Source organism: Caulobacter sp. 05T431 (assembly GCF_056665975.1).
On record NZ_JBFTKU010000011.1, the window covers coordinates 52,914 to 77,180 of the forward strand.

General features: G+C 70.6%; 28 protein-coding genes. 20 read left to right on the top strand and 8 right to left on the bottom strand.

Features of this window, described 5'->3' with window-relative positions; genetic code table 11:
• Positions 1–65: 65 nt before the first annotated feature.
• From AC1U89_RS11875 to AC1U89_RS11955, 17 genes are all read left to right on the top strand, one after another.
• Entirely contained in the window at positions 66–710 is a 645-nt protein-coding gene (locus AC1U89_RS11875) for a zinc ribbon domain-containing protein (RefSeq protein ID WP_479899902.1), read from the top strand.
• Between the two features lie 132 nt (positions 711–842).
• The gene (locus AC1U89_RS11880) at positions 843–1,397 is read left to right on the top strand and encodes a hypothetical protein (protein ID WP_479899903.1); all 555 of its coding nucleotides are present in this window, start codon (positions 843–845) and stop codon (positions 1,395–1,397) included.
• A gap of 204 nt (positions 1,398–1,601) precedes the next feature.
• Complete coding sequence (locus tag AC1U89_RS11885) at positions 1,602–1,952, top strand: hypothetical protein (RefSeq protein WP_479899904.1); 351 nt, start codon at positions 1,602–1,604, stop codon at positions 1,950–1,952.
• Between the two features lie 72 nt (positions 1,953–2,024).
• On the top strand, positions 2,025–3,002 hold the full coding sequence (locus tag AC1U89_RS11890; protein WP_479899905.1) for a HupA family protein: 978 nt from the start codon (positions 2,025–2,027) through the stop codon (positions 3,000–3,002).
• Positions 3,002–4,330, top strand: coding sequence for a surface lipoprotein assembly modifier (locus AC1U89_RS11895; protein WP_479899906.1), 1,329 nt, complete (start codon positions 3,002–3,004; stop codon positions 4,328–4,330). The genes AC1U89_RS11890 and AC1U89_RS11895 overlap by 1 nt, the downstream gene beginning before the upstream one ends.
• Positions 4,331–4,386: 56 nt before the next feature.
• Positions 4,387–4,854, top strand: a complete 468-nt coding sequence (locus tag AC1U89_RS11900) for a hypothetical protein (protein ID WP_479899907.1) — start codon at positions 4,387–4,389, stop codon at positions 4,852–4,854.
• The gene (locus AC1U89_RS11905; RefSeq protein ID WP_479899908.1) at positions 4,851–5,153 is read left to right on the top strand and encodes a DUF1294 domain-containing protein; all 303 of its coding nucleotides are present in this window, start codon (positions 4,851–4,853) and stop codon (positions 5,151–5,153) included. Before AC1U89_RS11900 ends, AC1U89_RS11905 begins: the two co-directional genes overlap by 4 nt.
• Before the next feature lie 71 nt (positions 5,154–5,224).
• Entirely contained in the window at positions 5,225–5,680 is a 456-nt protein-coding gene (locus AC1U89_RS11910; protein ID WP_479899909.1) for a surface-adhesin E family protein, read from the top strand.
• Positions 5,681–5,769: 89 nt separating this feature from the next.
• Positions 5,770–6,432: a glutathione S-transferase family protein gene (locus AC1U89_RS11915; protein WP_479899910.1), complete on the top strand. Its 663-nt coding sequence runs from the start codon at positions 5,770–5,772 to the stop codon at positions 6,430–6,432.
• Between the two features lie 349 nt (positions 6,433–6,781).
• Positions 6,782–7,147: a hypothetical protein gene (locus tag AC1U89_RS11920; protein ID WP_479899911.1), complete on the top strand. Its 366-nt coding sequence runs from the start codon at positions 6,782–6,784 to the stop codon at positions 7,145–7,147.
• Positions 7,147–8,754, top strand: a complete 1,608-nt coding sequence (locus AC1U89_RS11925) for a methyl-accepting chemotaxis protein (RefSeq protein WP_479899912.1) — start codon at positions 7,147–7,149, stop codon at positions 8,752–8,754. Before AC1U89_RS11920 ends, AC1U89_RS11925 begins: the two co-directional genes overlap by 1 nt.
• Positions 8,755–8,899: 145 nt before the next feature.
• Positions 8,900–9,373 (top strand): transcription elongation factor GreA, encoded by a 474-nt coding sequence (gene greA / locus AC1U89_RS11930; protein WP_018061146.1) that lies wholly within the window; start codon positions 8,900–8,902, stop codon positions 9,371–9,373.
• A 424-nt stretch (positions 9,374–9,797) separates the two neighbouring features.
• Positions 9,798–10,775, top strand: a complete 978-nt coding sequence (locus AC1U89_RS11935) for a mitochondrial fission ELM1 family protein (RefSeq protein ID WP_479900014.1) — start codon at positions 9,798–9,800, stop codon at positions 10,773–10,775.
• 119 nt (positions 10,776–10,894) lie between these two features.
• On the top strand, positions 10,895–11,059 hold the full coding sequence (locus AC1U89_RS11940; protein WP_479899913.1) for a hypothetical protein: 165 nt from the start codon (positions 10,895–10,897) through the stop codon (positions 11,057–11,059).
• Between the two features lie 91 nt (positions 11,060–11,150).
• Positions 11,151–11,867, top strand: coding sequence for a cytidylyltransferase domain-containing protein (locus AC1U89_RS11945; RefSeq protein ID WP_479900015.1), 717 nt, complete (start codon positions 11,151–11,153; stop codon positions 11,865–11,867).
• Between the two features lie 181 nt (positions 11,868–12,048).
• Positions 12,049–13,104, top strand: a complete 1,056-nt coding sequence (gene pseG / locus AC1U89_RS11950; RefSeq protein WP_479899914.1) for a UDP-2,4-diacetamido-2,4,6-trideoxy-beta-L-altropyranose hydrolase — start codon at positions 12,049–12,051, stop codon at positions 13,102–13,104.
• A 141-nt stretch (positions 13,105–13,245) separates the two neighbouring features.
• Entirely contained in the window at positions 13,246–14,109 is an 864-nt protein-coding gene (locus AC1U89_RS11955; RefSeq protein ID WP_479899915.1) for an SDR family NAD(P)-dependent oxidoreductase, read from the top strand.
• Positions 14,110–14,155: 46 nt separating this feature from the next.
• On the opposite strand, the gene AC1U89_RS11960 is transcribed toward AC1U89_RS11955, so the two are convergent.
• The 4 genes from AC1U89_RS11960 to pseI all read right to left on the bottom strand — a co-directional run bounded on the left by AC1U89_RS11960 (position 14,156) and on the right by pseI (position 19,005).
• Entirely contained in the window at positions 14,156–15,721 is a 1,566-nt protein-coding gene (locus AC1U89_RS11960) for a hypothetical protein (protein ID WP_479899916.1), read from the bottom strand.
• Between the two features lie 165 nt (positions 15,722–15,886).
• Positions 15,887–17,191 carry an epoxide hydrolase family protein gene (locus AC1U89_RS11965; protein WP_479899917.1) on the bottom strand — a complete coding sequence of 435 codons (1,305 nt, stop codon included), beginning with the start codon at positions 17,189–17,191 and terminating at the stop codon, positions 15,887–15,889.
• 297 nt (positions 17,192–17,488) lie between these two features.
• The gene (locus AC1U89_RS11970) at positions 17,489–17,950 is read right to left on the bottom strand and encodes a hypothetical protein (RefSeq protein WP_479899918.1); all 462 of its coding nucleotides are present in this window, start codon (positions 17,948–17,950) and stop codon (positions 17,489–17,491) included.
• 2 nt (positions 17,951–17,952) lie between these two features.
• Entirely contained in the window at positions 17,953–19,005 is a 1,053-nt protein-coding gene (gene pseI / locus AC1U89_RS11975) for a pseudaminic acid synthase (protein WP_479899919.1), read from the bottom strand.
• Between the two features lie 291 nt (positions 19,006–19,296).
• Between pseI and trxB the strand changes: the two genes are divergently transcribed.
• Complete coding sequence (gene trxB / locus AC1U89_RS11980; RefSeq protein ID WP_479899920.1) at positions 19,297–20,304, top strand: thioredoxin-disulfide reductase; 1,008 nt, start codon at positions 19,297–19,299, stop codon at positions 20,302–20,304.
• The gene (locus AC1U89_RS11985) at positions 20,304–20,804 is read left to right on the top strand and encodes a GNAT family N-acetyltransferase (protein WP_479900016.1); all 501 of its coding nucleotides are present in this window, start codon (positions 20,304–20,306) and stop codon (positions 20,802–20,804) included. The genes trxB and AC1U89_RS11985 overlap by 1 nt, the downstream gene beginning before the upstream one ends.
• Here AC1U89_RS11985 and AC1U89_RS11990 read toward each other — a convergent pair.
• Positions 20,801–21,283, bottom strand: coding sequence for a MarR family winged helix-turn-helix transcriptional regulator (locus tag AC1U89_RS11990; protein ID WP_479899921.1), 483 nt, complete (start codon positions 21,281–21,283; stop codon positions 20,801–20,803). The genes AC1U89_RS11985 and AC1U89_RS11990 overlap by 4 nt on opposite strands.
• A gap of 124 nt (positions 21,284–21,407) precedes the next feature.
• Between AC1U89_RS11990 and AC1U89_RS11995 the strand changes: the two genes are divergently transcribed.
• Complete coding sequence (locus AC1U89_RS11995; protein WP_479899922.1) at positions 21,408–21,818, top strand: VOC family protein; 411 nt, start codon at positions 21,408–21,410, stop codon at positions 21,816–21,818.
• Here AC1U89_RS11995 and AC1U89_RS12000 read toward each other — a convergent pair.
• The 3 genes from AC1U89_RS12000 to AC1U89_RS12010 all read right to left on the bottom strand — a co-directional run bounded on the left by AC1U89_RS12000 (position 21,815) and on the right by AC1U89_RS12010 (position 24,157).
• Positions 21,815–22,357: a TlpA family protein disulfide reductase gene (locus tag AC1U89_RS12000; protein ID WP_479899923.1), complete on the bottom strand. Its 543-nt coding sequence runs from the start codon at positions 22,355–22,357 to the stop codon at positions 21,815–21,817. The genes AC1U89_RS11995 and AC1U89_RS12000 overlap by 4 nt on opposite strands.
• Before the next feature lie 89 nt (positions 22,358–22,446).
• On the bottom strand, positions 22,447–23,661 hold the full coding sequence (locus tag AC1U89_RS12005) for a cell wall hydrolase (RefSeq protein WP_479899924.1): 1,215 nt from the start codon (positions 23,659–23,661) through the stop codon (positions 22,447–22,449).
• A gap of 16 nt (positions 23,662–23,677) precedes the next feature.
• On the bottom strand, positions 23,678–24,157 hold the full coding sequence (locus AC1U89_RS12010) for a Dps family protein (protein ID WP_479899925.1): 480 nt from the start codon (positions 24,155–24,157) through the stop codon (positions 23,678–23,680).
• Positions 24,158–24,267 lie beyond the last annotated feature (110 nt).

The following is a 24,267-nucleotide window of genomic DNA, read 5'->3' on the forward strand; positions in this document are numbered from 1 at the left end:
GCATGACACCGGTAACCGCCGCGCATCATCCGATGACGACGGGGGCGCCGGATGGGGGGAAATCGATGTTCTTTTCGTGGGGTTCCGCGCGCAAGCAGCGCGCTTTCCATAACACCGGCGACCAGCCCTGCCCGCGTTGCGGCAAGGACGAACCGGCGACCGTCGTCCTGGCCTACACCGTGCGCCACGTCTGGTGGCTGTTCCGCTGGGTGACCGGCAAGGCCTATTACGCGATCTGCGACACCTGCCAGGGCCAGTCGCCGCTGCTCAATTCCAAGACCTTCGAGGCCAAGCTCGGCAAGCCGCCGATCGACTTCATGGATCGCCGGGGCTGGGCCGTCGGCCTGGGCGCGGTGGGCGCGCTGATCGCCACCGTCGCCGTCTCCGAGGCCGCCAACACCAAGAACGACCTGGCCTATCTGCGCGCGCCGCGCGTCGGCGACATCTACCAGATCAACTTCGGCGGCAGCGACGACAAGAGCTGCCCCGACTGCGTCTACGGCGCGGCCCTGGTCGTGAAGGCCGACGCCAAGGGCGCCTACATCCATCCCAGCAAGCGCATCTACAACAAGCTCAGCGGCGTCAGCGACTTCACCGGCGGCCCCACCGGCCACGACGCCAGCCAGTATGTCGACGAGACCTACTTCATCCCGACCGCCAAGCTGGTGGACATGCGCCAGCACGGCGAGATGTACGACGTCATCCGCTAGGACGCGCGGACGTTATCCACAGGCCTAGGGCCGGGGACACGCCCTCGCGGCGTGTCCCCCTTCGCCGCGCCGTCCCGTTGCGGCCGTCCTTCCTCCATGCTCAAGTTGGCTGTGAAGCCGCAGGAATGGCCCATGCCGAAGCCGAACCGCGCCCTGGGCGCCGCCGCCCTCACCGCCCTCGCCCTGGCCCTGGCTCTGTCGGCGTCCGCCTGTTCGCCGACCAAGCCGGGGGACGCGGCCCGGATCGCCGTCCAGGCGGCCGAGGCGGCGAACGCGGCAGGCACGGCGACGGACCCTTCCAGCGGCCGCCTGTCGCCCGCCCAGCTGGAGGCGGCCCAGCAGGGCGTGCTGCGCGGCTATCGCGAGGACGCCGCCAGGGTGACGATCCACTACTTCATGGACGACCACGGCGACCCCGCCGAACGTCGCCGCTGRCTGGGTCTGGCGGCCGGCACCGRATCGAGCCTGGCGATCCTGCGCGACGTCTATTTCCTGGCCCACACCGGCGAGCCGGGCGACTGCGCGAAGGCCCGCGCGCTGATCGCCGAGGGCAAGGCGCTGTTCACCCGCGAGATCGCCGCGGCCAAGGCCAAGAACCTGCGCGACGCCAAGGTCCAGGCCCTGACCGACCTGCAGGACCTGGAACGCCAGGTCGCCCACGAAGCCTGCGGAACGGGCGGGGCGTAGAGATTATCCACGGGGGCGGGGGGCGGAGGGACATGCCCTTCAACACCGTCGTCCCGGGCCTTGTGCCCGGGATAACGGTTGGAGGGGGACGAGAAGAGCCCTCTATCCCCGCGATTTCCGAAACCGCCCTCAACGAAATCAACGCGCTACACGAAAATACAAGTTTCCGATCCCCACCCTCCGGGACGGCCGCACACTGTCGGTATGACCCAAGCTCAAGACATCCCCACCTGGTGCTTCACCTTCCAGCAGAAGCTGATGGCCGCCCTCGACGCGGCCTGGGCGATCCTGGAACGCACCGACGATCCCGCCGAGATCCGGCGCGCCCGCGACAGGGCCAAGGCCATCGGCGACCTGGCCGCCATGGCCCGCAAGGTCGCCCTGCTCGTGCCCGCCGCCCGATCCAAGGCCTCGCCGCCCTCGATGCTCGATCACGCCGCCGCCCACCTGCACGCCGCCCAGGCGGTGGCCGACGTCGGGACGATGATCCGGACGCCTCATCCAGCGCCGAGGGCGATCGACAAGCTCAAGGGCGGCCGGCGCGGGCGGTTGTGAGCGCCACGCCACTATCCTGGATTGCGTCGGCGCGTCGCCCCTGCTATCGCCCGCCTGTTGGGGGAGTGATCCATGTTGCGTAAGCGTTTGTTTTTTGTCCTGGCCGCGATGACGGCTGTCTCGGGCTGCGCCAGCGGCGGCGGCGGATCGGGCGGCGGGACGCCCCCGGTGACCCCGCCCGTGACGCCGCCCGCGCCCTACGCCTCGAACTGCACGGCGACGCCGGGCGCGATCTCGTGCGCCAAGACGGGCACGCTCCAGATGAACGGTCCCCAGATCGGCATCCGCTTCGATTCACCGACCAGCAGCGCCACCTTCGATTCTTTCCAGATCTTCCGTAAGGACGCGCTGCCGCAGATCGCCCAGGAAACCTGGGTCCTCGGCTATCAGGGCGGCGCCAGCGTCATCAACAAGTACTACGCCAACTTCCAGAGCAAGGACGACGGCCTGGGGCCGGTGCGGATCGGCGAGAGCTATATCAACGACATCAGCGGCCTGCGGCCCGGCGGTACGGGCAACCTGACGCTGTTCGACATCACCAACGTCCTGCAGGGCGGTCTGGACTACGTCCAACTGGGCAAGGTGGCGCCCAATCCCGTCGGCGGCGCGTACACCTTCTTCGCGGTCGGCAAGATTCTGTCGTCGCCCGCCCTCCCGACCACGGGCACGGCGCGCTACGACGGCGGGACGCGCGGCCTGTACACCAACGCGTCGAACGCGACGTTTTCGACCGCCAGCGACGTGACGATGACCGCCAACTTCGCCACCGGCGCTGTGAACGGGTCGACGTCGAACTTCAAGATGCTCGACGCCTCGGGCGCGGCCGTGACGGCGCCGGCCAATCTGGCCTTCACGTTCAACGGCAACCTCCTTGGCGGCAATGGCGGCTTCACCGGTCCGGCCAGCAACACCGGCATGACCGGCGTGGTGAGCGGATTCTTCTTCGGCGAGCCCGGCGGCGCCCCCGTCGAGGTGGGCCTCATCTATCATCTGGAAGGAGCCGCCGGCGGCGGCTCGATGATGGGCGTCGGCGGGCTGAAGAAGAACTAGTGACCCCGGCCTTTCCGCGAGCGCCGATCCTGGCGCTCGCGCTGGTGGCCCTGGGCGCCCTCGCCCCGGGCGGGGCCGCCCGCGCCCAGGCGCCGGCGCCCATCAGCGACCAAGCCTTCGCCGAGGCCCTGACCCCGGCCTTGCGCGCCGGCGACTACGCCGCGGCCCTGGCCCTGCTGGACGCGCGGCCGGACATCGCCGCCCTGCCGGCGGGGGTGCGGCTGCGCGCCGAGCTCCTGGCCAAGCTGGGGCGGACCTCCGAGGCGATCGCCCTGCTGGAAGGCCATCTGGCCCGGGACGCCACCGACGCGGTCGCCCGCTTCCAGGTGGGCGAACTGCATTTCGCCGCCCATCGCGACCGTTCGGCGACCCTGGCCTACCGCCTGGCCCTGGCCGGCGACCTGGACCCCGCGCGGCGCGCCCTGGTCGTGGCCCGGCTCGACGCGATCGAGGCCCGGCGCGACCTGCGGATCACGCTGTCCGGCGCGCTCGCCCCGGACAGCAACCTCAACGGCGCCACCAGCGCCACGACGGTCGACCTGCACGGCCTGCCCTTCACCCTGTCGGACGACGCCCGGCGCCGGGCCGGCGTGACGGCCACGCTTAGCGGCTCGCTGGAGCGCCGCCTCCGCCTCGCGGGACCCTATTCCGTGAGCCTGGGCGCCTCGGCCGTCGTGCTGGACGCCTCGGGACGCGCCTTCGACCAGAACCAGGTCAGCCTGTTCGCGGGCCCGGAGATCCGGCTGGCCGACCATGCCCGGCTGAGCCTGCTGGCCACCTGGCGCGACATCGACTACGGCGGCGCCCACCTGGAGACCTGGCGCGGGCTGCAGCTGGGCGGCGAGGTCTATGGCGACGCGCATACGCGATGGGAAGGCTCGGCCCACCTGGACCGGATCGACAACGGCCGCTCGGCGGCCTTCGACGGCTGGACCTACGGCCTCCAGGTCAATCGCACCCGGTTCCTGGGCCCCAGCGCCCTCTGGCGCGCCGGCCTCAACCTCGACGCCCACGATCTGGCCAGCCCCGAGCTCAGCTATCGCGACGCCCGCGTGGCGGTGGGGCGCCTGTTCGCCATGCCCCTGTCGACGCTCGGCTATCTCGAACCCTACGGCCAGCGGCGCGAATTCGAGGGGCGGTCCTCGGTGTTCGGCGTGCGCCGCGCCGACCGCGAGATCGGGGTGTCCTTCCGGGTCTCGCGGCGCGACTGGCGCGTGATGGGGGCCTTCCCGTACGCCCAGGCCGTCGCCGCCCGGGCGACGTCCAACGTGGCCCTGGGCCGCTACAGCCGTCAGCGCCTGGAATTCGGCTTCACGCGCGACTTCTGATCGGACGGGGTCCAGCCCGCTAGGCGCGGCCCGGCGGCCGTGCTAGCGCCGAGGACATGACCGCCGCCGCCTCCTACACCGACGAAGCCGTCGCCGACCTGGCCCGCCGCCTGCTGGACCACAGCCTGCCCAAGGACCAGTGGACCCACGCCGCGCACCTGACCGCCACCTTGCGCCTCGTCCGCACGCGGAACGAAGGCCTGGAGCGCGACATGCCGGGCATCATCCAGACCTACAACGTCGCGGTCGGCGGGGTGAACGACGACCACAACGGCTATCACGAGACCATCACCCAGGCGTACCTCGCCGCCATCCGCGCCTTCGTGGCGACCCTGCCGGCCGGGATCGGCGACGGCGAGGCCTCGGCCCGGCTGCTGGCCACGCCGATGGGCGACAAGGCCTGGCCGCTGACCTTCTGGTCGCGCGAGCGGCTGTTCAGCGTGGCGGCCCGCCGGGGCTGGGTGAAGCCGGACCTCAAGCCGCTGGAGGCGCCCGTGACCCCGCCGATCGGAACGCCGGCGTGATCCTGTTCGTGGCCGTCTATCTGGGCGTGCTGAACCTGCTGACCTTCGCGATCTTCGGCTTCGACAAGGCGGCGGCGGCCGACAAGGTCCGTGGGGGGCGCTCGCGCGTGCCCGAGCGCGCCCTGCTGACCCTGGCCGCCCTGGGCGGCAGCCCCGGCGCGTTGGCGGCTCGCCCCGTCTTTCGCCACAAGACCCGCAAGCAGCCGTTCAGCGCCTGGCTGACGCTGATCGTGTTCGTGCAGGTGGTGGCCGTGGTGATCGGACTGGTGGTGTGGCGCAACGGTCTGGCCGGCGCTTGACGCCCGCGCGTCGAGCCGCCACGACAGCCTGTCGAGACGCAACCGGGGGAAGATCGTTGGGACGACATGCGATGATCGCGGGCCTGCTCGCGACCGGCCTGCTGGCCATGGCCGGCTCGGCCGCGGCCGACGACTACGGGTTCGTCGGCAAGACCGACCAGGCCGTCATGCTGATCGACCGCTCGACCGTGAAGGAAGACGGCCACATCCGCTCGGCGCGCGCCCTGATCTTCAGCCGGGACCGTCGCTTCGACCCGAAGGAGGCCTACACGATCCTGGCCTACCAGTTCGACTGCTCGGCCCTGACCTCGAAGGTCGACCGCATCGTCGTCTTCGACGAAACCGACGCGGTGATCAGCAACGACAACACCGCCGCCTCGGACTTTGAGCCGGAAAGGCCCGGGACGCTGGGCCGGGAAGCCCTGTCCATCGTGTGCGGGACCAAGGACTATCCCGTCGCCAGGAGCCTGGGCCTGCCCGCCGCCAAGGCCGTGGCCGCCGCGTTCCTGCATCCGGCGGCCAAGTAACGGCCCGAGCCCGGGGTGGCCGTTCCGCCCTTGACGGACCTCCACGTCACCCTGCCACCCTGCGCGCAACGCCTCGGGGAGCCCCAGCCATGATCGTCGTCCACCACCTGAACAATTCGCGCAGCCAGCGCGTGCTGTGGCTGCTGGAGGAGCTGGGCGTCCCCTACGAGGTCAAGCGCTACCAGCGCGACGCCAAGACCATGCTGGCCCCGCCCGAGCTGCTGGCCGTCCACCCGCTGGGCAAGTCGCCGGTGATCACCGACGGCGACAAGACCATCGCCGAGACCGGCGCCATCGTCGAATACATCGTCGAGACCTACGGCCAGGGCCGGCTGGTCCCGCCGGCCGGGACGCCCGAGCGGCTGCGCTGGACCTACTGGCTGCACTACGCCGAGGGTTCGGCAATGACGCCGCTGCTGCTGAAGCTGGTGTTCACCGCCCTGCCCGCCCGCGCGCCCGGCCTGCTGAAGGGCCTGGTCAAGGGCATCGCCGCCCGCGCCCAGAGCGGCTTCGTCGACCCGCAGCTGAAGAGCCACATCGACTATTGGGACGCCGAGCTGGCCAAGTCCGCCTGGTTCGCCGGCCCCGACTTCACCGCCGCCGACATCATGATGAGCTTCCCGCTCGAGGCCGGCGCCGCCCGGGCCGGGGCCGCCTCGCGCCCGCGGGTCAAGGCGTTCCTGGACCGCATCCATGCGCGTCCGGCCTACAAGGCGGCGCTGGAGCGCGGCGGGCCGTACGACTACGCGTGATCTGAAGAACCCCTCTCTCTTTGAGAGAGGGAGGGGCCCATGGCAAAGCCATGGGAGGGTGAGTGGTTACACCCTCACCGAATGAAGCGCGGCTTTTCATTGGCTTTGCGAGAAGCCCCAAAATCCTTACTGGCGGTCGTCTTAGTCTCGGCGGACCGCATGGAGCCTTCTCCGGCCAGCGGTGAAACCACTCACCCTCCCACCGCTTCGCGGCGGGCCCCTCCCTCTCTCTAAGAGAGAGGGGTTCCTTGGGTCCGCCCCTGCGACACGGCGTCGCCGTTAAGCTTGGTTAAGGGTTCCCTCACACCCCGCTCGCCATGCTCCCCGCTTGAATCGGGCGGAGACCGTTGTGGATCGGGGCAAGGCAGAGAGCACGCGGGGCGCGACCTCGACCGCCGGCCTGGTCCTGGCCGTCTGCGCCACCATTCTGACCACCCTGTTCGCCACCGTGGCCGCCGGCGCCGCGCCGCGTGACCCCGCCCGGGTCGCCGCCGTCTTCCCGCCCTGGTGGACCCCGGCCCAGGCCGCTTCCGCCGCCGCCTCGGCCGGCCAGATCGCCGGGGCCGGCGGCGCGCCCTTCATCCTGATCCTGCGCGGCGAGCCCGACGCCCTGGGTCCGCGCCTGCGCGCGGCCGGGGCCTGGCTGCTGCTCGACCCCGACGCGGCGGGGCGCTGCTCACCCCTGAGCTCGCCCCTGGCCCCGGAGACCCGCTGATGCGCCTGACCTTCTCCAACCTCGACGCCCAGCGCCAGGCCGGCGCCCGGATGATCGCCCTGCTGACGGCGCTGATGGTCCCCTTGGTGGTCGCGACCAAGCTGATCCTGGGCGGACCTTTCGTGGGCCTGGCGATCGCCAGCGCCGGCGCGGCCGTGCTGGGCGGCCTGGCCTTGAAGCTCAGCGCCAACGGCTCGCTGGGCCGGGCGCTGTCGGGCGTGGCCCTGATGGCCCAGGTCTCGCTGCTGGTCGCCGCCGTCGACGGCCACGCCTGGCAGATCGACATGCACATGGCCTATTTCGCGGCCCTGGCCCTGCTGGTGGTCTATTGCGACTGGACCGTGATCGCCGCCGCGGCCGCCACCGTGGCCGTGCACCACCTGGGCCTCAGCTACCTCCTGCCCGCCGCCGTGTTCCCGGGCTCGGCCAGCCTGGGTCGCGTGATCCTGCACGCCGTGATCCTGATCGTCGAGGCCGGCGCCCTGATCGGCATCTGCGCTAGCGTCAGCCACATGTTCGGCGTGGCCGAGCGGGCCCGGGCCAAGGCCGAGGCCGCCATGGCCGAGGCGCGCGACGCCGACCAGGCCGCCGAACAGGCCCGGCGCTCGGAAGAGACCGGCCGCGTCGCCCACGCCGCCGTCCAGGCCGAGGCCGAGCGCCAGCGGGCCGACATGGTCGACGCCCTCGCCGAAAGCCTGTCGCGCCTGGCCAAGGGCGACCTGTCGGTGCGTCTGGTCGAGCGCTTCGCCGAGTCCTACGAGCAGCTGCGCGCCGACTTCAACCAGGCGGCCGGCAAGCTGTCGGACGCCCTGGTGGTGATCGACGACCGCGTGGCCGGCGTGCGCCGTGGCTCGGACCAGATCGCCGACGCCGCCTCGCACCTGTCGCGCCGCACCGAGCAGCAGGCCGCCAGCCTGCAGGAAACCGCCAGCGCCATGGACGAGATCACCGCCACGGTCGGCCACACCGCCGACGGCGCGCGCCGCGCGGCCAAGGTGGTGGCCCAGGCCCGCGAGGACGCCCGCCGCTCGGGCGAGGTGGTCGACGAGGCGGTAGGGGCCATGGGCGCGATCGAGACCTCGGCCACCCAGATCTCGCGGATCATCGGGGTGATCGACGAGATCGCCTTCCAGACCAACCTGCTGGCCCTGAACGCCGGCGTGGAAGCCGCGCGGGCGGGCGACGCCGGTCGCGGCTTCGCGGTCGTGGCCCAGGAAGTGCGGGGCCTGGCCCAGCGCTCGGCCGAGGCGGCCAAGGAGATCAAGCAGCTGATCACCACCTCGACCAGCCAGGTCGGGACCGGGGTCGACCTGGTGGGCCGCACGGGCCAGGCCCTGGAGGGCATCGTCGCCCAGATCGCCGAGATCGACGGCCTGGTCAGCGAGATCGCCGCCAGCGCCCAGAGCCAGGCCGAGGGGCTCAGCCAGATCAACACCGCCGTCAACCAGATGGATCAGGTGCTGCAGCAGAACGCGGCCATGGTCGAGCAGACCGCCGCCGCCACCCAGACCCTGAACGGCGACGCCAGCGACCTGGCCGGACTGGTCGGGCAGTTCCAGCTGCCCCGGGACAAGCATTCGGAACAAGCGGTCCGCCGACGCGCTTGATCCTGGCCCGTAACGGGGTCAAGCTTCGCTTTCGGGCCGGGTACTTGCTTATCGCTAACGCGGCGCCTATCCTCTCAGCCCCCGGTCGTGCGCGCCAACGTCCGGGAGTCTTCCTCCCTTTGGGCGAACCGAGCTAAAATCCGCAATGGAAAAAGTGCCGATGACCGCCGGGGGTTACCAGACCCTCGACGAAGAACTGAAGCGTTTGAAGACGATCGAACGGCCGGCGGTGATCGCCGCGATCTCCGAGGCGCGGTCGCATGGCGATCTGTCGGAGAACGCCGAGTATCACGCGGCCAAGGAACGCCAGGGCTGGATCGAAGGCCGCATCGCCGAGATCGAGGACAAGATCGCGCGCGCCCAGGTCATCGACGTCTCGAAACTGTCGGGCAAGCAGGTGAAGTTCGGCGCGACGGTCAGCGTCGTMGACGAGGACACCGAGGAAGAGGCCCGCTACCAGATCGTCGGCGAGCACGAGGCCGACGTGAAGTCGGGCCGCATCTCGCTGAGCTCGCCGCTGTCGCGCGCCATGATCGGCAAGGAAGTCGGCGAGGTGGTCGAGGTCAACACGCCCGGCGGCGTGAAGGCCTACGAGATCCTCAAGGTCGAGTGGGTCTAGCTTAAGCCCCATTCCAGGGACATTTGCATGCGACGCGTCGAGCGGCTTAGCTTGGTCGACGCGTCGCTTTGCTATGGCCGGGATCACCGACGTGGTTGAAACCAAGAAAAACGCCGCGGCGGCGCCGAAGGCCGCCCCGAAGACGGGCAAGCCGCGCAAGGCTTCGGCCGTTGCGGCTCCCGCCGCGTCCAAGCCGGCCGCCGTGAAGGCGGCCGCGCCGAAGGCCGCCGCCAAGACCCCCAAGGTCGAAACGCCGGCGCCGGCCCCGGCCAAGCCCCGCGCGGCCGCCAAGCCGAAGCCGCCGACCGTCCCCGTCGAGACGCCGAAACCCGCGCCGCGCCGCAAGGCCGCGCCGAAGGTCGTCGCCGAGACGCCGGCGCCCGAAGCCGCCTCGCCCGCCCCCGAAACGCCCGTCAGGGAGCCGATCACCGTCTGGGCCATCTCGGACGGCCGCGCCGGCATCGAGGCCCAGGCCCTGGGCCTGGCCGAGGCCGTGGCCCGCCAGGTCCCGGCCAGGATCGTGGTCAAACGCGTGGGCTGGAGCGGCCGCACCGGCCGCCTGCCCTGGTGGGCCAACTGGCTGCCGCGCCGCTGGCTGACCCCCGAGAGCGAGATCGCCCCGCCCTGGCCCGACCTGTGGATCGCCGCCGGCCGCGMCACCCTGCCCCTGTCGATCCGCGCCAAGCGCTGGTCGGGCGGCAAGACCTATGTCGTCCAGATCCAGGACCCGCGCGTCCCGGCCAACATGTTCGACCTGGTGATCCCGCCCAAGCACGACCGCCTGACCGGCGACAACGTGCTGCCGATCACCGGCTCGCCGCACCGGGTCACCAGCCAGCGGCTGGACAGCGAATACGAGAAGTTCAAGGAGCGCATCGACGCCCTGCCCCATCCGCGCGTGGCGGTGCTGCTGGGCGGCAAGTCCAAGGCCTTCGACCTGTCGTCGCTGCGCGCGGCCGAGATCGCCCACCAGATCCAGTTGCCCCTGGAGCAGGAGGGCGGCAGCCTGCTGATGACCTTCTCGCGGCGCACGCCCGAGCAGGCCAAGGCCCTGCTGACGGCCCGCCTGCGGCACCTTCCCGGCATGATCTGGGACGGAACGGGCGCCAACCCCTACTTCGCCTTCCTGGCGGCGGCCGACTACATCCTGGTCACCGAGGACTCCACCAACATGGCCACCGAGGCGGCCTCGACGGGCAAGCCGGTGTTCATCCTGAAGATGGACGGGACCAGCCTGAAATTCCGCCTGTTCCACCAGGAGCTGGAGAGCATGGGCGCGGCCCGCCCCTATGGCGGCGCGTTCCACGGCTGGACCTACGAGCCCGTCGACGAGACCGGCCGCGCCGCGGCCGAGGTGGTGGCGCGGATGGACGCGCGGGGCGACAGCGCGACAAGCGCTTAAGGCGAGCTGGAGCGCGGCTTGCGCGCGAAGATTGTTCTTGTTATGTTCACGGCATGACGGAGCCCGCCATTCCAGCGCCACGGCCAGGCAAGGCCGCTCGCAACGAAATGAGGAAGGCCTTGGCGACCACGGGCAACGCCCTGTCGATCGCCATGCTGGTGACGGTCTTCCTGCAGCCCGTGTCGTCCGGCCGAACCGTGGGGCTCGCCGGCGCCTCTGCGGTCGCCGCCTTCATTGCCTTGCAGGTCGCCGCCCACTATGTTTTGCGCAAGATGGAGGACTGAGCATGGATCCGATCTCCATACCGCTGACGTTCCTGCTGGCCGGCGCCTTGGCCTATGGCGTCTACTGGGCCTTCAGCAAGTTCGACCGCCGCTGATCCTCGCCGTCCTCCAGGCCCGCATGGGCTCCGAACGCCTGCCGGGGCGGCCGTCGATGCCGTTGGCCCGGGCGCCGCTGATCGTGCGCCAGATCGAGCGGATGGCGCGGTCGCGGCGGGTGGACCGGCTGGTGGTCTCGACCACCACCGACCCCGCCGACGACGTGCTGGAGGCCGTGGTCCGGCGCGAGGCGATCGCCGTCCACCGCGGTCCGCCGCAGGACGAACTGGCGCGCCTGGCCGGGGCCCTGGAGGCCCATCCGGCCGACCATGTGGCGCGGGTGGGCGACGACAGCCCGCTGATCGATCCCGACCTGATCGACGCGACCCTGGACCTGCACCTGGCCGAACACGCCGACCACACCACCAACCGCTCGCCCGGCGCGGCCTGGCCGGCCGGCCAGGGGGTGGAGGTGATCACGGCCGAGGGCCTGCGCCGCCTGGCCGCCGAGAACGCGGCCCTGCGGCTGCGGGCGGGCKACGCCCCGGAGGTCCCGCCCGCGCCGGTCCGCTGGTCGTCCCTGGCCCTGCTGGCCCAGCCCGACCAGGGCGAGGTGCGCTGGGCCGTCGAGAGCCCGGCCGACTACGCCTTCGTGGCGGCCGTCTACGACGCCCTCTATCCGGTGAACCGCGCCTTCACCTCGGCCGACGTGCGGCGCCTGCTGGAGACCCGGCCCGACCTGGCGACGTTCGGCGGGGTGAGGCGGCTGTGACTGGTCATCCCCTCCCCTCTCAACCGTCATCCCGGGCCTTGTGCCCGGGACCCCTGGTTCAGCTGAACTGTGAGATGCAAGCGGTTCGCCAGCGAACCGCCCCCGCTGCACCTGCGGCGGACAGAGGGGTCCCGGGCACAAGGCCCGGGATGACGGCGCAAAGGGGGGAAAGGTCGCGGACATGACCTCCTCCCCCCGCATCCTCTTCGTCGCCGACGCCGGCCCCCGCGTGGGCGGCGGCCACGTCATGCGCAGCCTGACCCTGGCGCGGGCCCTCCAGGACGACGGCGCGGCCTGCGCCTTCCTGGCCCCGCCCGCCGTCACGGCGGTGCTGGACGCGTTCGGCGCCGAGGTCGCCCGGATCACGACCGACGCGGCCACGCCGGCCGACCTGGCCTCGGCCGCCGCCCTGGCGGCCCGAGGCTTCGACGCCGTGGTCGTCGACCACTACGGCCTGTCCGCCCCCGACCATCGCGCGATCGCCGACGGCCGCCCGACCCTGGTCATCGACGACCTGGCCGACCGGCCGCTGGACGCCGACCTGGTCCTGGACTCCGGCCCCGCCCGCAAGGCGGCCGACTATGACGGCCTGGTCCCGGCCCGCGCCGAGCTGCTGCTGGGCCCCAACCACGCCCCGGTCCGCCCGACCTTCGCCGCCCTGCGCAAGGAGGCCCTGGCCCGCCGGGCCGAGGCCCCGCCGGTGCGGCGGATCCTGGTCTCGCTGGGCCTGACCGACGTGGGCGGGATCACCGGCCGGGTCGTGGACCTGATGCGGCCGCGCCTGAAGGGCGACACGACGCTGGACGTCGTGCTCGGCTCCGGCGCCCCAAGCCTGCCGGGCCTGCGCGACCGGGCCGCTCGCGAGCCGCGCCTGGCCCTGCACGTCGACACCCAGGACATGCCGCGCCTGACCCTGGAGGCCGACCTGGCCGTCGGGGCCGGCGGCTCCACCAGCTGGGAGCGCTGCGTCCTGGCCCTGCCGACCCTGCTGCTGGTGCTGGCCGCCAACCAGCGCGAGGCCAGCGCGGCCCTGGCCGGGGCCGACGCCGTCCTGGCCCTGGACGTCGCCGATCCGGATTTCGAGGCCGCCTTCGCACAGGCCTTCGCCCGCCTGCTGGCCGAGCCCGACCTGCGCGACCGCCTGTCGGCCGCCTCGGCGGCGGTCTGCGACGGCCGGGGCGCGGCACGGGTCGCCGAGCGGTTCCTGGACGCGATCGCGCGAAAGCGGGCTGGATAACAGCGTTCACCTATCCCATCTTGGCCATGAGCGTTTTCAAGCGAAGTGGGCGCCGGTTCGCGTGAAGAAAACGCGCCAAACAAGAGACCTGGGCGCGTTTGATCCCATCAAACGCGCCCAGACCCAAGGGGAGCGAACATCATGAGCGGACAGGCCAAGGGCTCGGTCGTCGTCACCGGCGCCTCCACCGGCATCGGCTGGGCGGTGACCCAGGTGCTGACGAAGCGCGGGTTCCACGTGTTCGGCAGCGTGCGCAAGGCCGCCGACGCCGAGCGGCTGAAGGCGGCGTTCGGCGCGGCGGTCACGCCCCTGGTGTTCGACGTCACCGACGAGGCGGCCGTGCGCGCCGCGGCCCGGACCGTCGAGGCCACGCTGGACGGGCGCCCCCTGGCGGGCCTGGTCAACAACGCCGGCATCGCCGTGGCCGGTCCCCTGCTGCACCTGCCGGTCGACGAGTGGCGCAAGCAGCTGGAGGTCAACCTCACCGGCGTGGTGATCACCACCCAGGCTTTCGCGCCGCTTGTCGGGGCGCGTTTGCCGGCCGCTGGCCGGCCGGGGCGGATCGTCAACATCGGCTCGGTCGGCGGCCGCAACGCCAACCCGTTCATGGCCCCCTACTGCGCCACCAAGTTCGGGCTGGAGGGCCTGTCGGAATCCCTGCGCCGCGAGCTGCTGCCGTTCGGCGTCGACGTGATCGTGGTCGCGCCCGGGGCGGTGGCGACGCCGATCTGGGACAAGGCCGACGAGACCGACACCAGCGCCTACGCCAACACCGTCTACGCCCCGGCCCTGGACCGGCTGCGGGCCTACATGCTGTCGATCGGCAAGAACGGCCTGCCGCCCGAACGGATCGGCGAGGCGGTGTTCACCGCCCTGACGACCGCCAGGCCCAAGGTCCGCTACACCATCACGCCCCAGCCGATGCAGATGCTGATGGCCGACGTCCTGCCCAAGCGCACCCTGGACCGGATCGTGGGCAAGCGGCTGGGCTTGCTGCCGGAGTAGGCTGATCGCCGAAGGGGCGGATTTCCCCTTCGGCGACCGCGTGGTCCTACAGTCCGTCGTCGAGCACGCCGGCCAGGACGCGATTGTGGTTCACGTCACGATAGGCGCCGCCCGACAGGGTGGTGACGGGCGTCCCGTTGATGATGATCGGCGCCGTGACCGTGCCGGGATTGATGTTGTAGTCGCCGATCGTGTTGTAGGTCGACGACGCGTCCAGCCGGATTCCGCAGGCGATCCCGCCGGGACCGTCCAGGATCCCGTTGTTGATCTTCACGCGGCTGGCCCCGTTCGTCAGGGAGACGCCCGTGGTCATCGGCTGGTCCGCATGCGGTTCGCACGACACCGAGACGATCCCCAGCGAGGACGCATCGACGGCGACCCCGGTCTTGGCGCCGGTGATGTTGCATTCGACGATGAAGCGTGCCGAGCCGCTTTCGACCGACACCGCCGTATGGTTGGCGTGATTGGCGCCGCCCTTGGCTTCGAAGGATCGGCCGATCGTCACCCCCGAGGAGGCGATGATCTGCACGCTGGGACCGAGCGCCGGATCGGCCAGGCCGGGGGCCGAATAGCCGTCCACCACGGCCAGCTTGGAACCCGCCGGCAGGTTGATGATCCGCAAGCCGGTCTTCTTCCAGCCGTCCAGCACGCAGAACGCGACGTGGATGTCGAAGGCCTGGACGCCTGCGGCGACCGGCGCGGCGATGTCGAAGGCGTGAGATCCGCCCGCGGTCTCGACGCTTTGCCAGAAGCCGTCACGCAGATCGGCGCCGTAGACGAAGACGCCCCAGGCCTCGCCCTGATAGCCGCCGTTGACCACGTCCACGACCCGCTTGTAGCTGGACCCGTTGGCCGAGGCGTTGGTGAAGCCGGCGATCGTGCAGTCCGACACGACGCCGAACCGGCGGTTCGTGGCGCCGGTCAGGGCGCTGCGCGTGGTCAGGATGTCGACCCGCGCGCCCGAGGTCTGGGCTTCGTAATAGTCGATGGGATTGTCGGCGAACTCGCCTTGGATCAAGGCGTTCGTGGCGAAGCGATGGACGAAGCCCCGGCCGCCGGTCGGAATGGGATCGACGAAGGTCGCGGTGCTCACCGCGTCGCGAAGGACGCCGATGCCGACGTGCTGGCATTCGTCGATCGGGAACGAGCTGGAGGGGTTGAAGTCAGGCTGCGCCGTGCCGTCGATCCCCGTGACGTCCCCGGTCGACGATTTCGTCTCGAACACCGTGCCAAAGCGACTGTCGCCTTCGAACCGGATGTAGCTGCGATTGATCGGCACGTAGTCCGACACCAGGAACGCGCCGGCGGGGAAGCGGACGGTCCCGCGTAGGGTGATGCTTTCGCGGGCCGCGCGACGGGCCGCGTCGTTGACGGCGGCCGAAGCGTCAGCGCCGAAGCCCCACCATTCGGGACGCACGGCCTCGACGGCGCCGTCGGCGAAGATCACCTGCCCGGCGCCGGTGAAGACCCGCTCGCGCGGAGCGTCGAACGGGCCAGTGAAGGTCAGGGTCACGCCCGAGGCGATGTCGAAGACCGCGCCGGGCAGCAGCTGGATCGCCCCGTGCACGATCGTGTCGGCGGTGATCGGATGGGATGAAGTCATGATGGTCATAATATGATTTCCAAAAATGGCTGGACGAGCCGACGCGAAGTCCGCGCCGGCGTCAGAAGGTTCTTGTTTTGTTCTGACGACAGCCAAGATGCGGCCTCCTTCCGACAGTTCGGGACGTACCTCCCGTGACGCGTCAGGCTGAAGGCCGGCTTCCTCGTGGCCCCCTCACAGCGGCTTGGACCGGAACGCCGCGCGCAGGTCGCTGGTGAAGGCCTCCGGCTGCTCCCAGGCCGCGAAGTGGCCGCCCTTGGGATGGCGGTTGTAGTAGACCAGCTTGGGGAAGGCCTTCTCGGCCCAGCTGCGCGGGGCCTGGTAGAGCTCGTCGGGGAAGGCGCTGACCGCGACCGGGACGGTCACCCCCTGGGGCGCGAAGAACGGCAGCTTGTTCTCCCAGTAGAGCCGGGCCGAGGACACCGCCGTGTTGGTCAGCCAGTACAGGCTGACGTTGTCGAGGACGTCGTCCCGCGTCAGGCCCTCGGGCGCGCCGTCGAAGACCCGGGCGATCAGGGCGTAGCTGAGGGCGTCGTGGTCCAGCATCCAGGCGGCCAGGCCGATCGGCGAATCCGCGAGCGCGTAGAGGGTCTGGGGCCGGCCGGTCATCTCCTGGGCGTAGCCCAGCCCGTGCTTGAAGAAGAAGTCGAGCTGGTCCCAGGCGTGCTTCTCGTCGGCCGAGAGGCCGGCCGGCGGCGGCGCCCCGGCGTTCAGGGCGGCGGCGATCTCCGGCGGCACGGCCGAGGGCATGTTCAGGTGGACGCCCAGCACTTTCGTCGGCGCCAGCACCGCCATCTGCTCGGTCACCGGGTCGCCCCAGTCGCCGCCCGAGGCGAAGAACCGCTCGTAGCCCAGCCGCCCCATCAGCACGGTCCACGCCTTGGCGATGCGGACGGGGTCCCAGCCGGTCGCCGTCGGCTTGGCCGAGAAGCCGTGGCCCGGCAGGGACGGGATCACCACGTGGAAGGCGTCGGACGGCTTGCCGCCGTGCGCCGTCGGGTTGGACAGCGGATCGATGACCTTCAGCTCCTCGATGATCGAGCCGGGCCAGCCATGGGTGAGGATCAGCGGCGCGGCGTCAGCCTGCTTGGAGCGGACGTGGATGAACTGGATGTCCAGGCCGTCGATCTGCGTCACGAACATCGGCAGGGCGTTCAGCCGGGCCTCGACCTTGCGCCAGTCGTAGTCCGCGGCCCAGTAGCGGGCCAGCTTCTGCATCGTGGCCAGCTGCACGCCCTGGGTGGCGTCGCCGACGGTCTCCCGTTCGGGCCAACGGGTCGCGAGGATCCGGCGGCGAAGGTCCGCCAGGGCCTCGTCGGGGGCGTGGAACTGGAACGGCCGCACGGCGACGTTCGAAGCGCCTCCCGGCGCGGCGGAGGCGGCCAGGGTGGTGGTGGCGTCGGTCATGACGATCGCGGCTCCTGCAAGCGTGGTGGCGATCAGGGCGCGGCGATCCGGCCCTTCCGATTTCGCCGACATGGATTGGCCCCCTGTCGAAGTGGACGCCGCGCCTTTCACCGATCTCCATGCGAGGCATGGAAAAGCGTCGTCGAAGACGGCGGAAAGCCAGTCATCGACGCCTCATGGAAAGTCCACGCGAACGTTCGGATTGATTTTGATGCAATTGTAGTCATGCAGGCGATGTAACCGTGCGCCTGCGTCACGTACTCGCTCAGAAACTCGGCGCCGAAATTGCGCTCAAAACTGACGATGGCAAGATGTATGCCTCACACGTTTTCGTGTTTGCGGCGCCGCTTCGCGCGACGCGTTGAAGCTTCAGCGCGCATCCTGGACGAAACCGTAGGGACGAAAGGCCTCCAGCACGGCCTCGAGGTCCGGCTCCAAGCCTTCGGCCGGGACGAACGCCCCGCGCGCGCCGTCCGGCCGGATCAGGCTGAACCCCGTCTGATGGTTCTTGCCCGTCAGGGCGTGTTCGAGGCGGACGACCCGAATCTCGGACCAGGGCAGGAAACGGTAGCGCTCGAAGAACGGGCTGCGCCGCCAATGCACGCCGGTCTCGTCGACGAGGACGATGCTCCGGTCGCCCCAGAGGGCGATGGCCACCCGCAGGATCGCGACGACGACGGCCAGGGCGAAGAAGATCGCGGCCGCGCGCGAGACACCGTCTTGGCGATCCGCCAGCAGCCAGATCATCGCGACCAGGACCGCCAGGAGCAGCAGGGTCTCGGGCAGCCGCGCCCAGCGCGACAGGCGAATGGCGACGCCCGTGGCCGGCATGCCTAGCCCACCATGTCCCAGGCCAGCGGCTCCCCGCGCTTCAGGGCCCGGGCGGCGGGCCTTCCCAAGACGGCCTCGTAGTCGGCCGGCGGCAGGCCGTTGCCCGGGCGGACCGAGCGGACATTGGCCTTGGTCAGGACCTCGCCGGCGGCGACGTCGGCGGTGACGTAGAGCGAGCGGCGGAACTGGCGGTTGCCGCGCTCGCTGCCCAGCAGATCGTAATTGACGCCGCCCAGGGCCTTCCAGGCGTTGCGGGTGTCGTCGCACAGGGCGCGGAACTCGGCGGGCTCCAGGCTGAAGGCCGCGTCCGGGCCGCCGTCGCTGCGGGCCAGGGTGAAGTGCTTCTCGACCGCACAGGCGCCCAGCGACACCGCCGCCACGGAAGCCGCCGTGCCCGGCGTGTGGTCCGAGAGGCCGATCGGGCAGCCGAACCGCGCGGCCATGTCGACCACCGTGCGGACATTGGCGTCCTCGAAACTGGCCGGATAGCTGGAGACGCAGTGCAGCAGCAGCACCCCGCCCGCACCGGCCTCAAGGGCGGTGTCGAGCGCGGTCTGCATTTCCGCGAGGTTGGCCATGCCCGTCGAGATGATCAGCGGCTTGCCCTGGCGGGCGGCGTAGCGGATCAGCGGCAGGTCGACGGCCTCGAACGAGGCGATCTTGTAGGCGGGGGCGTCCAGGCCCGCGAGCAGGTCGACGGCGGTCTCGTCGAACGGGCTGGAGAAGATCGTCACGCCCCGCTGGGCGGCGCGTTCGAAGATCGGCGCGTGCCATTCGTAGGGGGTCTGGGCCTCCTGGTAGAGCTCGTGCAGGCTGCGCCCGTCCCACAGGCCGCCGTGGATCTTGAACTCGGGCCGGTCGACGTCCAGCGTGATGGTGTCGGCGGTGTAGGTCTGCAGCTTGATGGCGTCGCAGCCGGTGTCGGCGGCGGCGTCGACCATTTCCAGCGCCCGCTCCAGGCTGCCGTTGTGGTTCCCCGACAGCTCGCAGATCACGTAGGGCGGATAGTCGGCGCCGATCCTGCGGCCGGCGATCTCGATGTAGGGGGCGGTCATGGTGCGGGCTCTAATGTTCGTTCTACGCACATTAACCCTGAATTCGTGGACGAGGCGTCAATCGCCTGGCTCAAGCGGCTCACGCACTTGCCCCCTACGGATCGCTTCGCGATCGTATTCCCCCATAGKGGGAAGAGGCCGCGCGCTTTCAGCCTCCGCCCCCTATGGGGGCGGACCGGCGACGAAGTCGCCAGGTGGGGGCAAGTGGGTGAGCCACCGCCCTTCCAAAACCCCCGCAAAACCGTCCAGACGCCATCGCATCCAGCCGGAATCGGCCCTATATCTGCCCCCATGTCGACTCCCGAACCCCGCCACACCCGCTGCCTGATCATCGGATCGGGTCCCGCCGGTTACACCGCCGCCATCTACGCCGCCCGCGCGCTGCTGAAGCCCGTGCTGATCGCCGGCATCCAGCCGGGCGGCCAGCTCACCATCACGACCGACGTCGAGAACTATCCGGGCTTCGCCGACGTGATCCAGGGCCCCTGGCTGATGGACCAGATGAAGGCCCAGGCCGAGCACGTGGGCACCGAGTTCGTCAGCGACATCGTGCTGAGCGCCGACCTCTCCAAGCGCCCGTTCCACATCAAGACCGACAGCGGCCAGGAGTGGTTCGCCGAGACCCTGATCATCGCCACCGGCGCCCAGGCCAAGTGGCTAGGCCTGGAGAGCGAGAGCAAGTTCCAGGGCTTCGGCGTCAGCGCCTGCGCCACCTGCGACGGCTTCTTCTACCGCAACAAGGAAGTGGTCGTGGTCGGCGGCGGCAACACGGCCGTCGAGGAGGCCCTGTTCCTGACCAGCTTCGCCAGCAAGGTGACCCTGGTGCACCGCAAGGACGAGCTGCGGGCCGAGATGATCCTGCAGGAGCGCCTGCTGGCCCATCCCAAGATCGAGGTGATCTGGGACAGCGCCATCGACGAGGTCCTGGGCGACAGCGATCCGATGGGCGTCACCGGCGTGCGGCTGAAGAACGTCAAGACCGGCGAGACCCAGACCGTGGCCTGCGACGGCGTGTTCATCGCCATCGGCCACGCCCCGTCGTCGGAGCTGTTCAAGGGCCAGTTGGAAACCGGTCCGGGCGGCTATCTGAAGGTCAAGCCGGGCACCACCTCGACGGCCGTGCAGGGCGTCTACGCGGCTGGCGACGTCACCGACGACGTCTACCGCCAGGCCGTCACCGCCGCCGGCATGGGCTGCATGGCGGCCCTGGAGGCCGTGCGCTTCCTGGCCGAGGAAGACCACAAGAAGGCCCACCACCCGATCAGCCACCACGAGGCCGAGAAGATCGGCGTCTGGTGATGCTTCTCAGGGAGGCCACGGTCGAGGATCGCGCCGAGATCCACGCCGTGGTCGCCGCCGCCTTCGACGAGACCCCTGAAGGCCACCAGGGCGAGGCCAACCTGGTCGACGCCCTGCGCACCGATGGCGACGCCCTGGTCGAACTGGTGGCGGAAGAAGACGGCTTCATCGTCGGCCATCTGCTGTTCAGCCGCCTGACGACCGACACCGGCCAGCGCTTCGCCGCCCTGGCCCCGCTGTCGGTGCTGCCCGCGCGCCAGCGTGACGGGATCGGCCTGGCCCTGATGCAGGTCGGCCACGAACTGTGCCGCAAGGCCGGGGTCGAGGCCGTGATCGTGCTGGGCCATCCCGACTACTATCCCCGCGCCGGCTATTCGGCCCAGGCGGCCAAGCGCGTGACCGCGCCGTTCTCGGGCCCCTCGTTCATGGCCCTGGCCCTGACGCCGGGCGCCCTCGATGCGCCCGTGACGATCAGCTACGCCCGGGCCTTCGGGCTCTAGAGCCCCGTCAGCAGCTTCTTGAGCAGCCCGTTCAGCTGCTCCTGCTCGACCTGGCTGAGGACCGAGATCATCTTGGTTTCCATGGCCACCATCCGGCCGATCATGTCGTCGATCACCCGCTTGCCCTCGGCGGTTAGGGCGATCTGCCGGCCGCGGCGATCCTTGGGATCGGGCCGGCGCTCCACCAGGCCGGCGCGCTCCAGCCGGTCCAGCCGGTTGGTCATGCCGCCCGACGAGATCAGGGCCGCCTCGTAGAGTTGGGTGGGGCAGAGCATGTAGGGCTCGCCCGAGCGCCGCAGCGGAGTCAGCACGTCGAACTCGCCCACGTTCAGGTCGGCTTCCGCCAGGAGCGGGTTCATGTGGTCGCGCGTGACCCGCGCGGCGGCGTCCAGCAGCCGGCCGATGGTCTCKACCGGCAGCATGGGCAGTTCGGGGCGCTCGCGGGCCCACTGGCGCGAGGCGGCTTCGGCACGATCCAAGGCGCAATATCCCTTGACGTGAAGTATCTTGATATCAAGATACTTCACGTCTACATACTCAACGCCGCAACAATAGCGCCAGGTCTCCGCTCCGGGAAGGCGAGGCGGCCAGAAGGGGATGATCATGTCGAAGATGCTTTTCGTGAACCTKCCGGTCACGGACCTGGCCCGGTCGGCGGCCTTCTACGAGGCGCTTGGCCTGAACAAGAACCCGCAGTTCAGCGACGAGACGGCGGCCTGCATGGTGCTGTCCGAGACGATCTTCGTCATGCTGCTGACCCACGACAAGTGGCGCACCTTCACCGACCGCCCCATCCCGCCGGCAACGTCCAGCGAGGTCATGCTGGCCGTGTCGTGCGACAGCCGCGAGGCGGTGGCCGCCATGGTCGACGCCGCCGCCGGGCGCGGCGGGACGGCCGACATCAATCCCGCCCAGGACTACGGCTTCATGCTGAACCGCACCTTCGCCGACCCCGACGGCCACGTCTGGGAAGCGGTGTTCATGGACATGGCCGCCGCCGGCGGCGCGGCCTAGGTCGTCGCGCCCGGCGCCAGCGGCGGCGGGGCGGGCTCGGCCAGCAGCGGGGTGATCAGGGCGTCGAAGGCCTGTTCGCTGAAGGCGCCGGCCTGGGCGTGGCGGATCACGCCCGCCCGGTCGATCACGAAGCTGGTCGGCACCGCGCCGCGGATCGCGCCGTAGGCGGAGCCCTTCAGCCGCTTGGCCAGCGGGAAGGCCAGTACGTCGGACAGCTCCTTGAGCTTGCGGTCGGGGACCGCGCTCTCGACGGTGACGGCGAAGATGCGCAGGTCCTTGACCCGGCGCCGGCGCAGATAGGTGTCCATCACCAGCATCTCGGCCCGGCACGGCGCGCACCAGGTGGCCCAGTAGTTCAGCAGCACGACCTGGCCCCGCAGGTCGTCGCGCGAATAGGTCTGCAGGTCGAAGGTGGTCACCCGGAAGTCCGGCGCCGGCTGGCCGACCTTCGGAGTCCCGCCGGCCAGGGCCGGCCGGGCCGCGCCCGTCGCCATCGCGCCCGCCAGCAGCCCCGCGGCCATGTCTCGTCGTCGCAGCATCCCATCCCCCTGTTGTCGACGACGCAGGTGTCGCGGCTGGAGGCGGCCGTGTCAAAGGCCAAGCTTGCCCTGACCCAGGTCAGAGGGCCTTAGTTCAGAGGAGTGACCAGGCTGGGCGGACGCGGCTTGGGCGGCGGCGGGGGCGGAGCCGGCGGCGGGGCGGCCTCGACGGTCTTGACCGTCGTGTCGACCACCGGGGTCTCGAGCGCGCCCAGGGCCTTGTTGATCTTGTCGATCTCCTCGGGCGTGGGCAGGCGGCGGCCGCCGCGCATGGCGGCGGCGGGATCGCCGGTCATCGGCGGCAGGATCTCGACCACGCCCTCGGGGCTGACGATCTTGGCCGGCTCGCCGGTGGCCACCGGCAGGACCCCGCCCGAGGCGGCCATGGCGGCCATCGAGCCCGGCGGCGCGGCCTCCAGGGTGCGCGGGTCGGCGCCCATCAGGATGTCGGCCGACACCGTCTCGTCGCCCGAATAGCGGCCCCGGAACGCCGCCTGCGTGCCCGACGGTCCCGTCCAGCGGTAGAAGACGTGGGTCCCCAGCGTGCGCAGCTTGACCAGGGTGGGCGCCCAGTACGGATAGACGTAGTCGGCGTGGTAGTGGGTGGCCGCGCCCACGTCCTTCATCACGAAGCCGGCCAGGGCCCGCCGGGCGACGATCTCGGCGTTGGTCCAGACGGCGGGGCTGATCGGGCGCTGCAGCGAGCCGTCGCAGGTGAAGCTGAACTGGCAGCCCGTGCCCCGCGCCGCGCCCTCGTAGATCACGCCGCAGATCGACTTGGGATAGCCCGGGTGGCGCACCCGGTTGATCACCGTCTGGGCCACGGCCTGCTGGCCGGCCACGGGCTCGAAGCCCGCCTCGAAATAAACCGCCTGGGTCAGGCAGTGCAGAGCCTTGTCGCGCTCGGCCTTGGCCCCGGTCAGCAGGAACGGGCGGGACGGCTCCAGGGCGCCCGGCGAGGCCGCCTTGAAGCCGTTGATCACCCGGGCCTCGTCGAAGTCGGGGTCGCGGTCGCCCAGGCGCGGGATCAGGTGCAGGTCCAGCTTCTCCCAGCCGGGCACGCGGCCCCAATAGTCCTTGTGCGGACGCGGATCATGCCGACGGGCCAGGGCCAGCATGGCCGGGTCCATGTCGGCGGTGTAGCGGGCCAGGCCCGCGTCGGAGAGGCTGCCGGCCAGCCGGGCCACGCCCGCCGCCCGCCCCGCCCCGGCCGGCAGGTAGTAGGTCGCGCACGCGGAAAGGCCGCCGAGGGCGACGAGCGCCCCGGCGGCCTTCACGAGCCTGTATCGGGCTAGGTCGAGCACGCGTGCTCCCAAACGATCACTTCCCGCCGAGCGTGGAACGGATCATCCAGGCGTGCTTCTCGTGGGCCGCCAGGCGCTGGGTGTAGAGGTCGGCCGTGGCCTCGTCGCCGGCCTCGTCGGCCGCGGCGAAGGCGTCGCGCAGAGTGGCGATGACGGTTTCGTTGTCGGCCAGCAGTTCCTTGAACATGCCCTCCCACTCCTTCTCGGCGTCGCCGTCCTTGATGCTGGAGAGGTTGCCGAACGCGCCGTAGCCCATCGGGGCCAGCTCGCCCAGCGCGCGAATCCGCTCGGCGATGGAATCGAGCGCCGTCCACTCCTCGGTGTACTGGCCTTCCAGCAGCACGTGCAGCGCCTGGAAGTTCGGGCCGCGCACATTCCAGTGGTAACCATGGGTCTTCAGATACAGCGCATAGCTGTCGGCCAGAACCTTGTTCAGCCCCGCGACGATGTCGGTGCGTTGCTTCGTCGTGAAGCCCGTGTTCAGGTTCGCGGCCATGATGATCTCCCGTGTTGCGTGTTCTAGGTAAGCGTGTCCATGCTCATGGCAAGCCGTTAGCGTATGGAGTCCCATGAAGATTGAAGATCCGCACGCAAAAGCTCGGGGCC

Excerpts from the sequence above, each read along its gene's own strand:
- AC1U89_RS11875 (WP_479899902.1), top strand. The coding sequence starts at position 66 with ATGTTCTTTTCGTGGGGTTCCGCGCGCAAGCAGCGCGCTTTCCATAAC.
- AC1U89_RS11885 (WP_479899904.1), top strand. The coding sequence starts at position 1,602 with ATGACCCAAGCTCAAGACATCCCCACCTGGTGCTTCACCTTCCAGCAG.
- AC1U89_RS11890 (WP_479899905.1), top strand. The coding sequence starts at position 2,025 with ATGTTGCGTAAGCGTTTGTTTTTTGTCCTGGCCGCGATGACGGCTGTC.
- AC1U89_RS11900 (WP_479899907.1), top strand. The coding sequence starts at position 4,387 with ATGACCGCCGCCGCCTCCTACACCGACGAAGCCGTCGCCGACCTGGCC.
- AC1U89_RS11910 (WP_479899909.1), top strand. The coding sequence starts at position 5,225 with ATGATCGCGGGCCTGCTCGCGACCGGCCTGCTGGCCATGGCCGGCTCG.
- AC1U89_RS11915 (WP_479899910.1), top strand. The coding sequence starts at position 5,770 with ATGATCGTCGTCCACCACCTGAACAATTCGCGCAGCCAGCGCGTGCTG.
- AC1U89_RS11925 (WP_479899912.1), top strand. The coding sequence starts at position 7,147 with ATGCGCCTGACCTTCTCCAACCTCGACGCCCAGCGCCAGGCCGGCGCC.
- pseG (WP_479899914.1), top strand. The coding sequence starts at position 12,049 with ATGACCTCCTCCCCCCGCATCCTCTTCGTCGCCGACGCCGGCCCCCGC.
- AC1U89_RS11955 (WP_479899915.1), top strand. The coding sequence starts at position 13,246 with ATGAGCGGACAGGCCAAGGGCTCGGTCGTCGTCACCGGCGCCTCCACC.
- AC1U89_RS11960 (WP_479899916.1), bottom strand. The coding sequence starts at position 15,721 with ATGACCATCATGACTTCATCCCATCCGATCACCGCCGACACGATCGTG.
- AC1U89_RS11965 (WP_479899917.1), bottom strand. The coding sequence starts at position 17,191 with ATGTCGGCGAAATCGGAAGGGCCGGATCGCCGCGCCCTGATCGCCACC.
- AC1U89_RS11970 (WP_479899918.1), bottom strand. The coding sequence starts at position 17,950 with ATGCCGGCCACGGGCGTCGCCATTCGCCTGTCGCGCTGGGCGCGGCTG.
- pseI (WP_479899919.1), bottom strand. The coding sequence starts at position 19,005 with ATGACCGCCCCCTACATCGAGATCGCCGGCCGCAGGATCGGCGCCGAC.
- trxB (WP_479899920.1), top strand. The coding sequence starts at position 19,297 with ATGTCGACTCCCGAACCCCGCCACACCCGCTGCCTGATCATCGGATCG.
- AC1U89_RS11985 (WP_479900016.1), top strand. The coding sequence starts at position 20,304 with ATGCTTCTCAGGGAGGCCACGGTCGAGGATCGCGCCGAGATCCACGCC.
- AC1U89_RS12000 (WP_479899923.1), bottom strand. The coding sequence starts at position 22,357 with ATGCTGCGACGACGAGACATGGCCGCGGGGCTGCTGGCGGGCGCGATG.
- AC1U89_RS12010 (WP_479899925.1), bottom strand. The coding sequence starts at position 24,157 with ATGGCCGCGAACCTGAACACGGGCTTCACGACGAAGCAACGCACCGAC.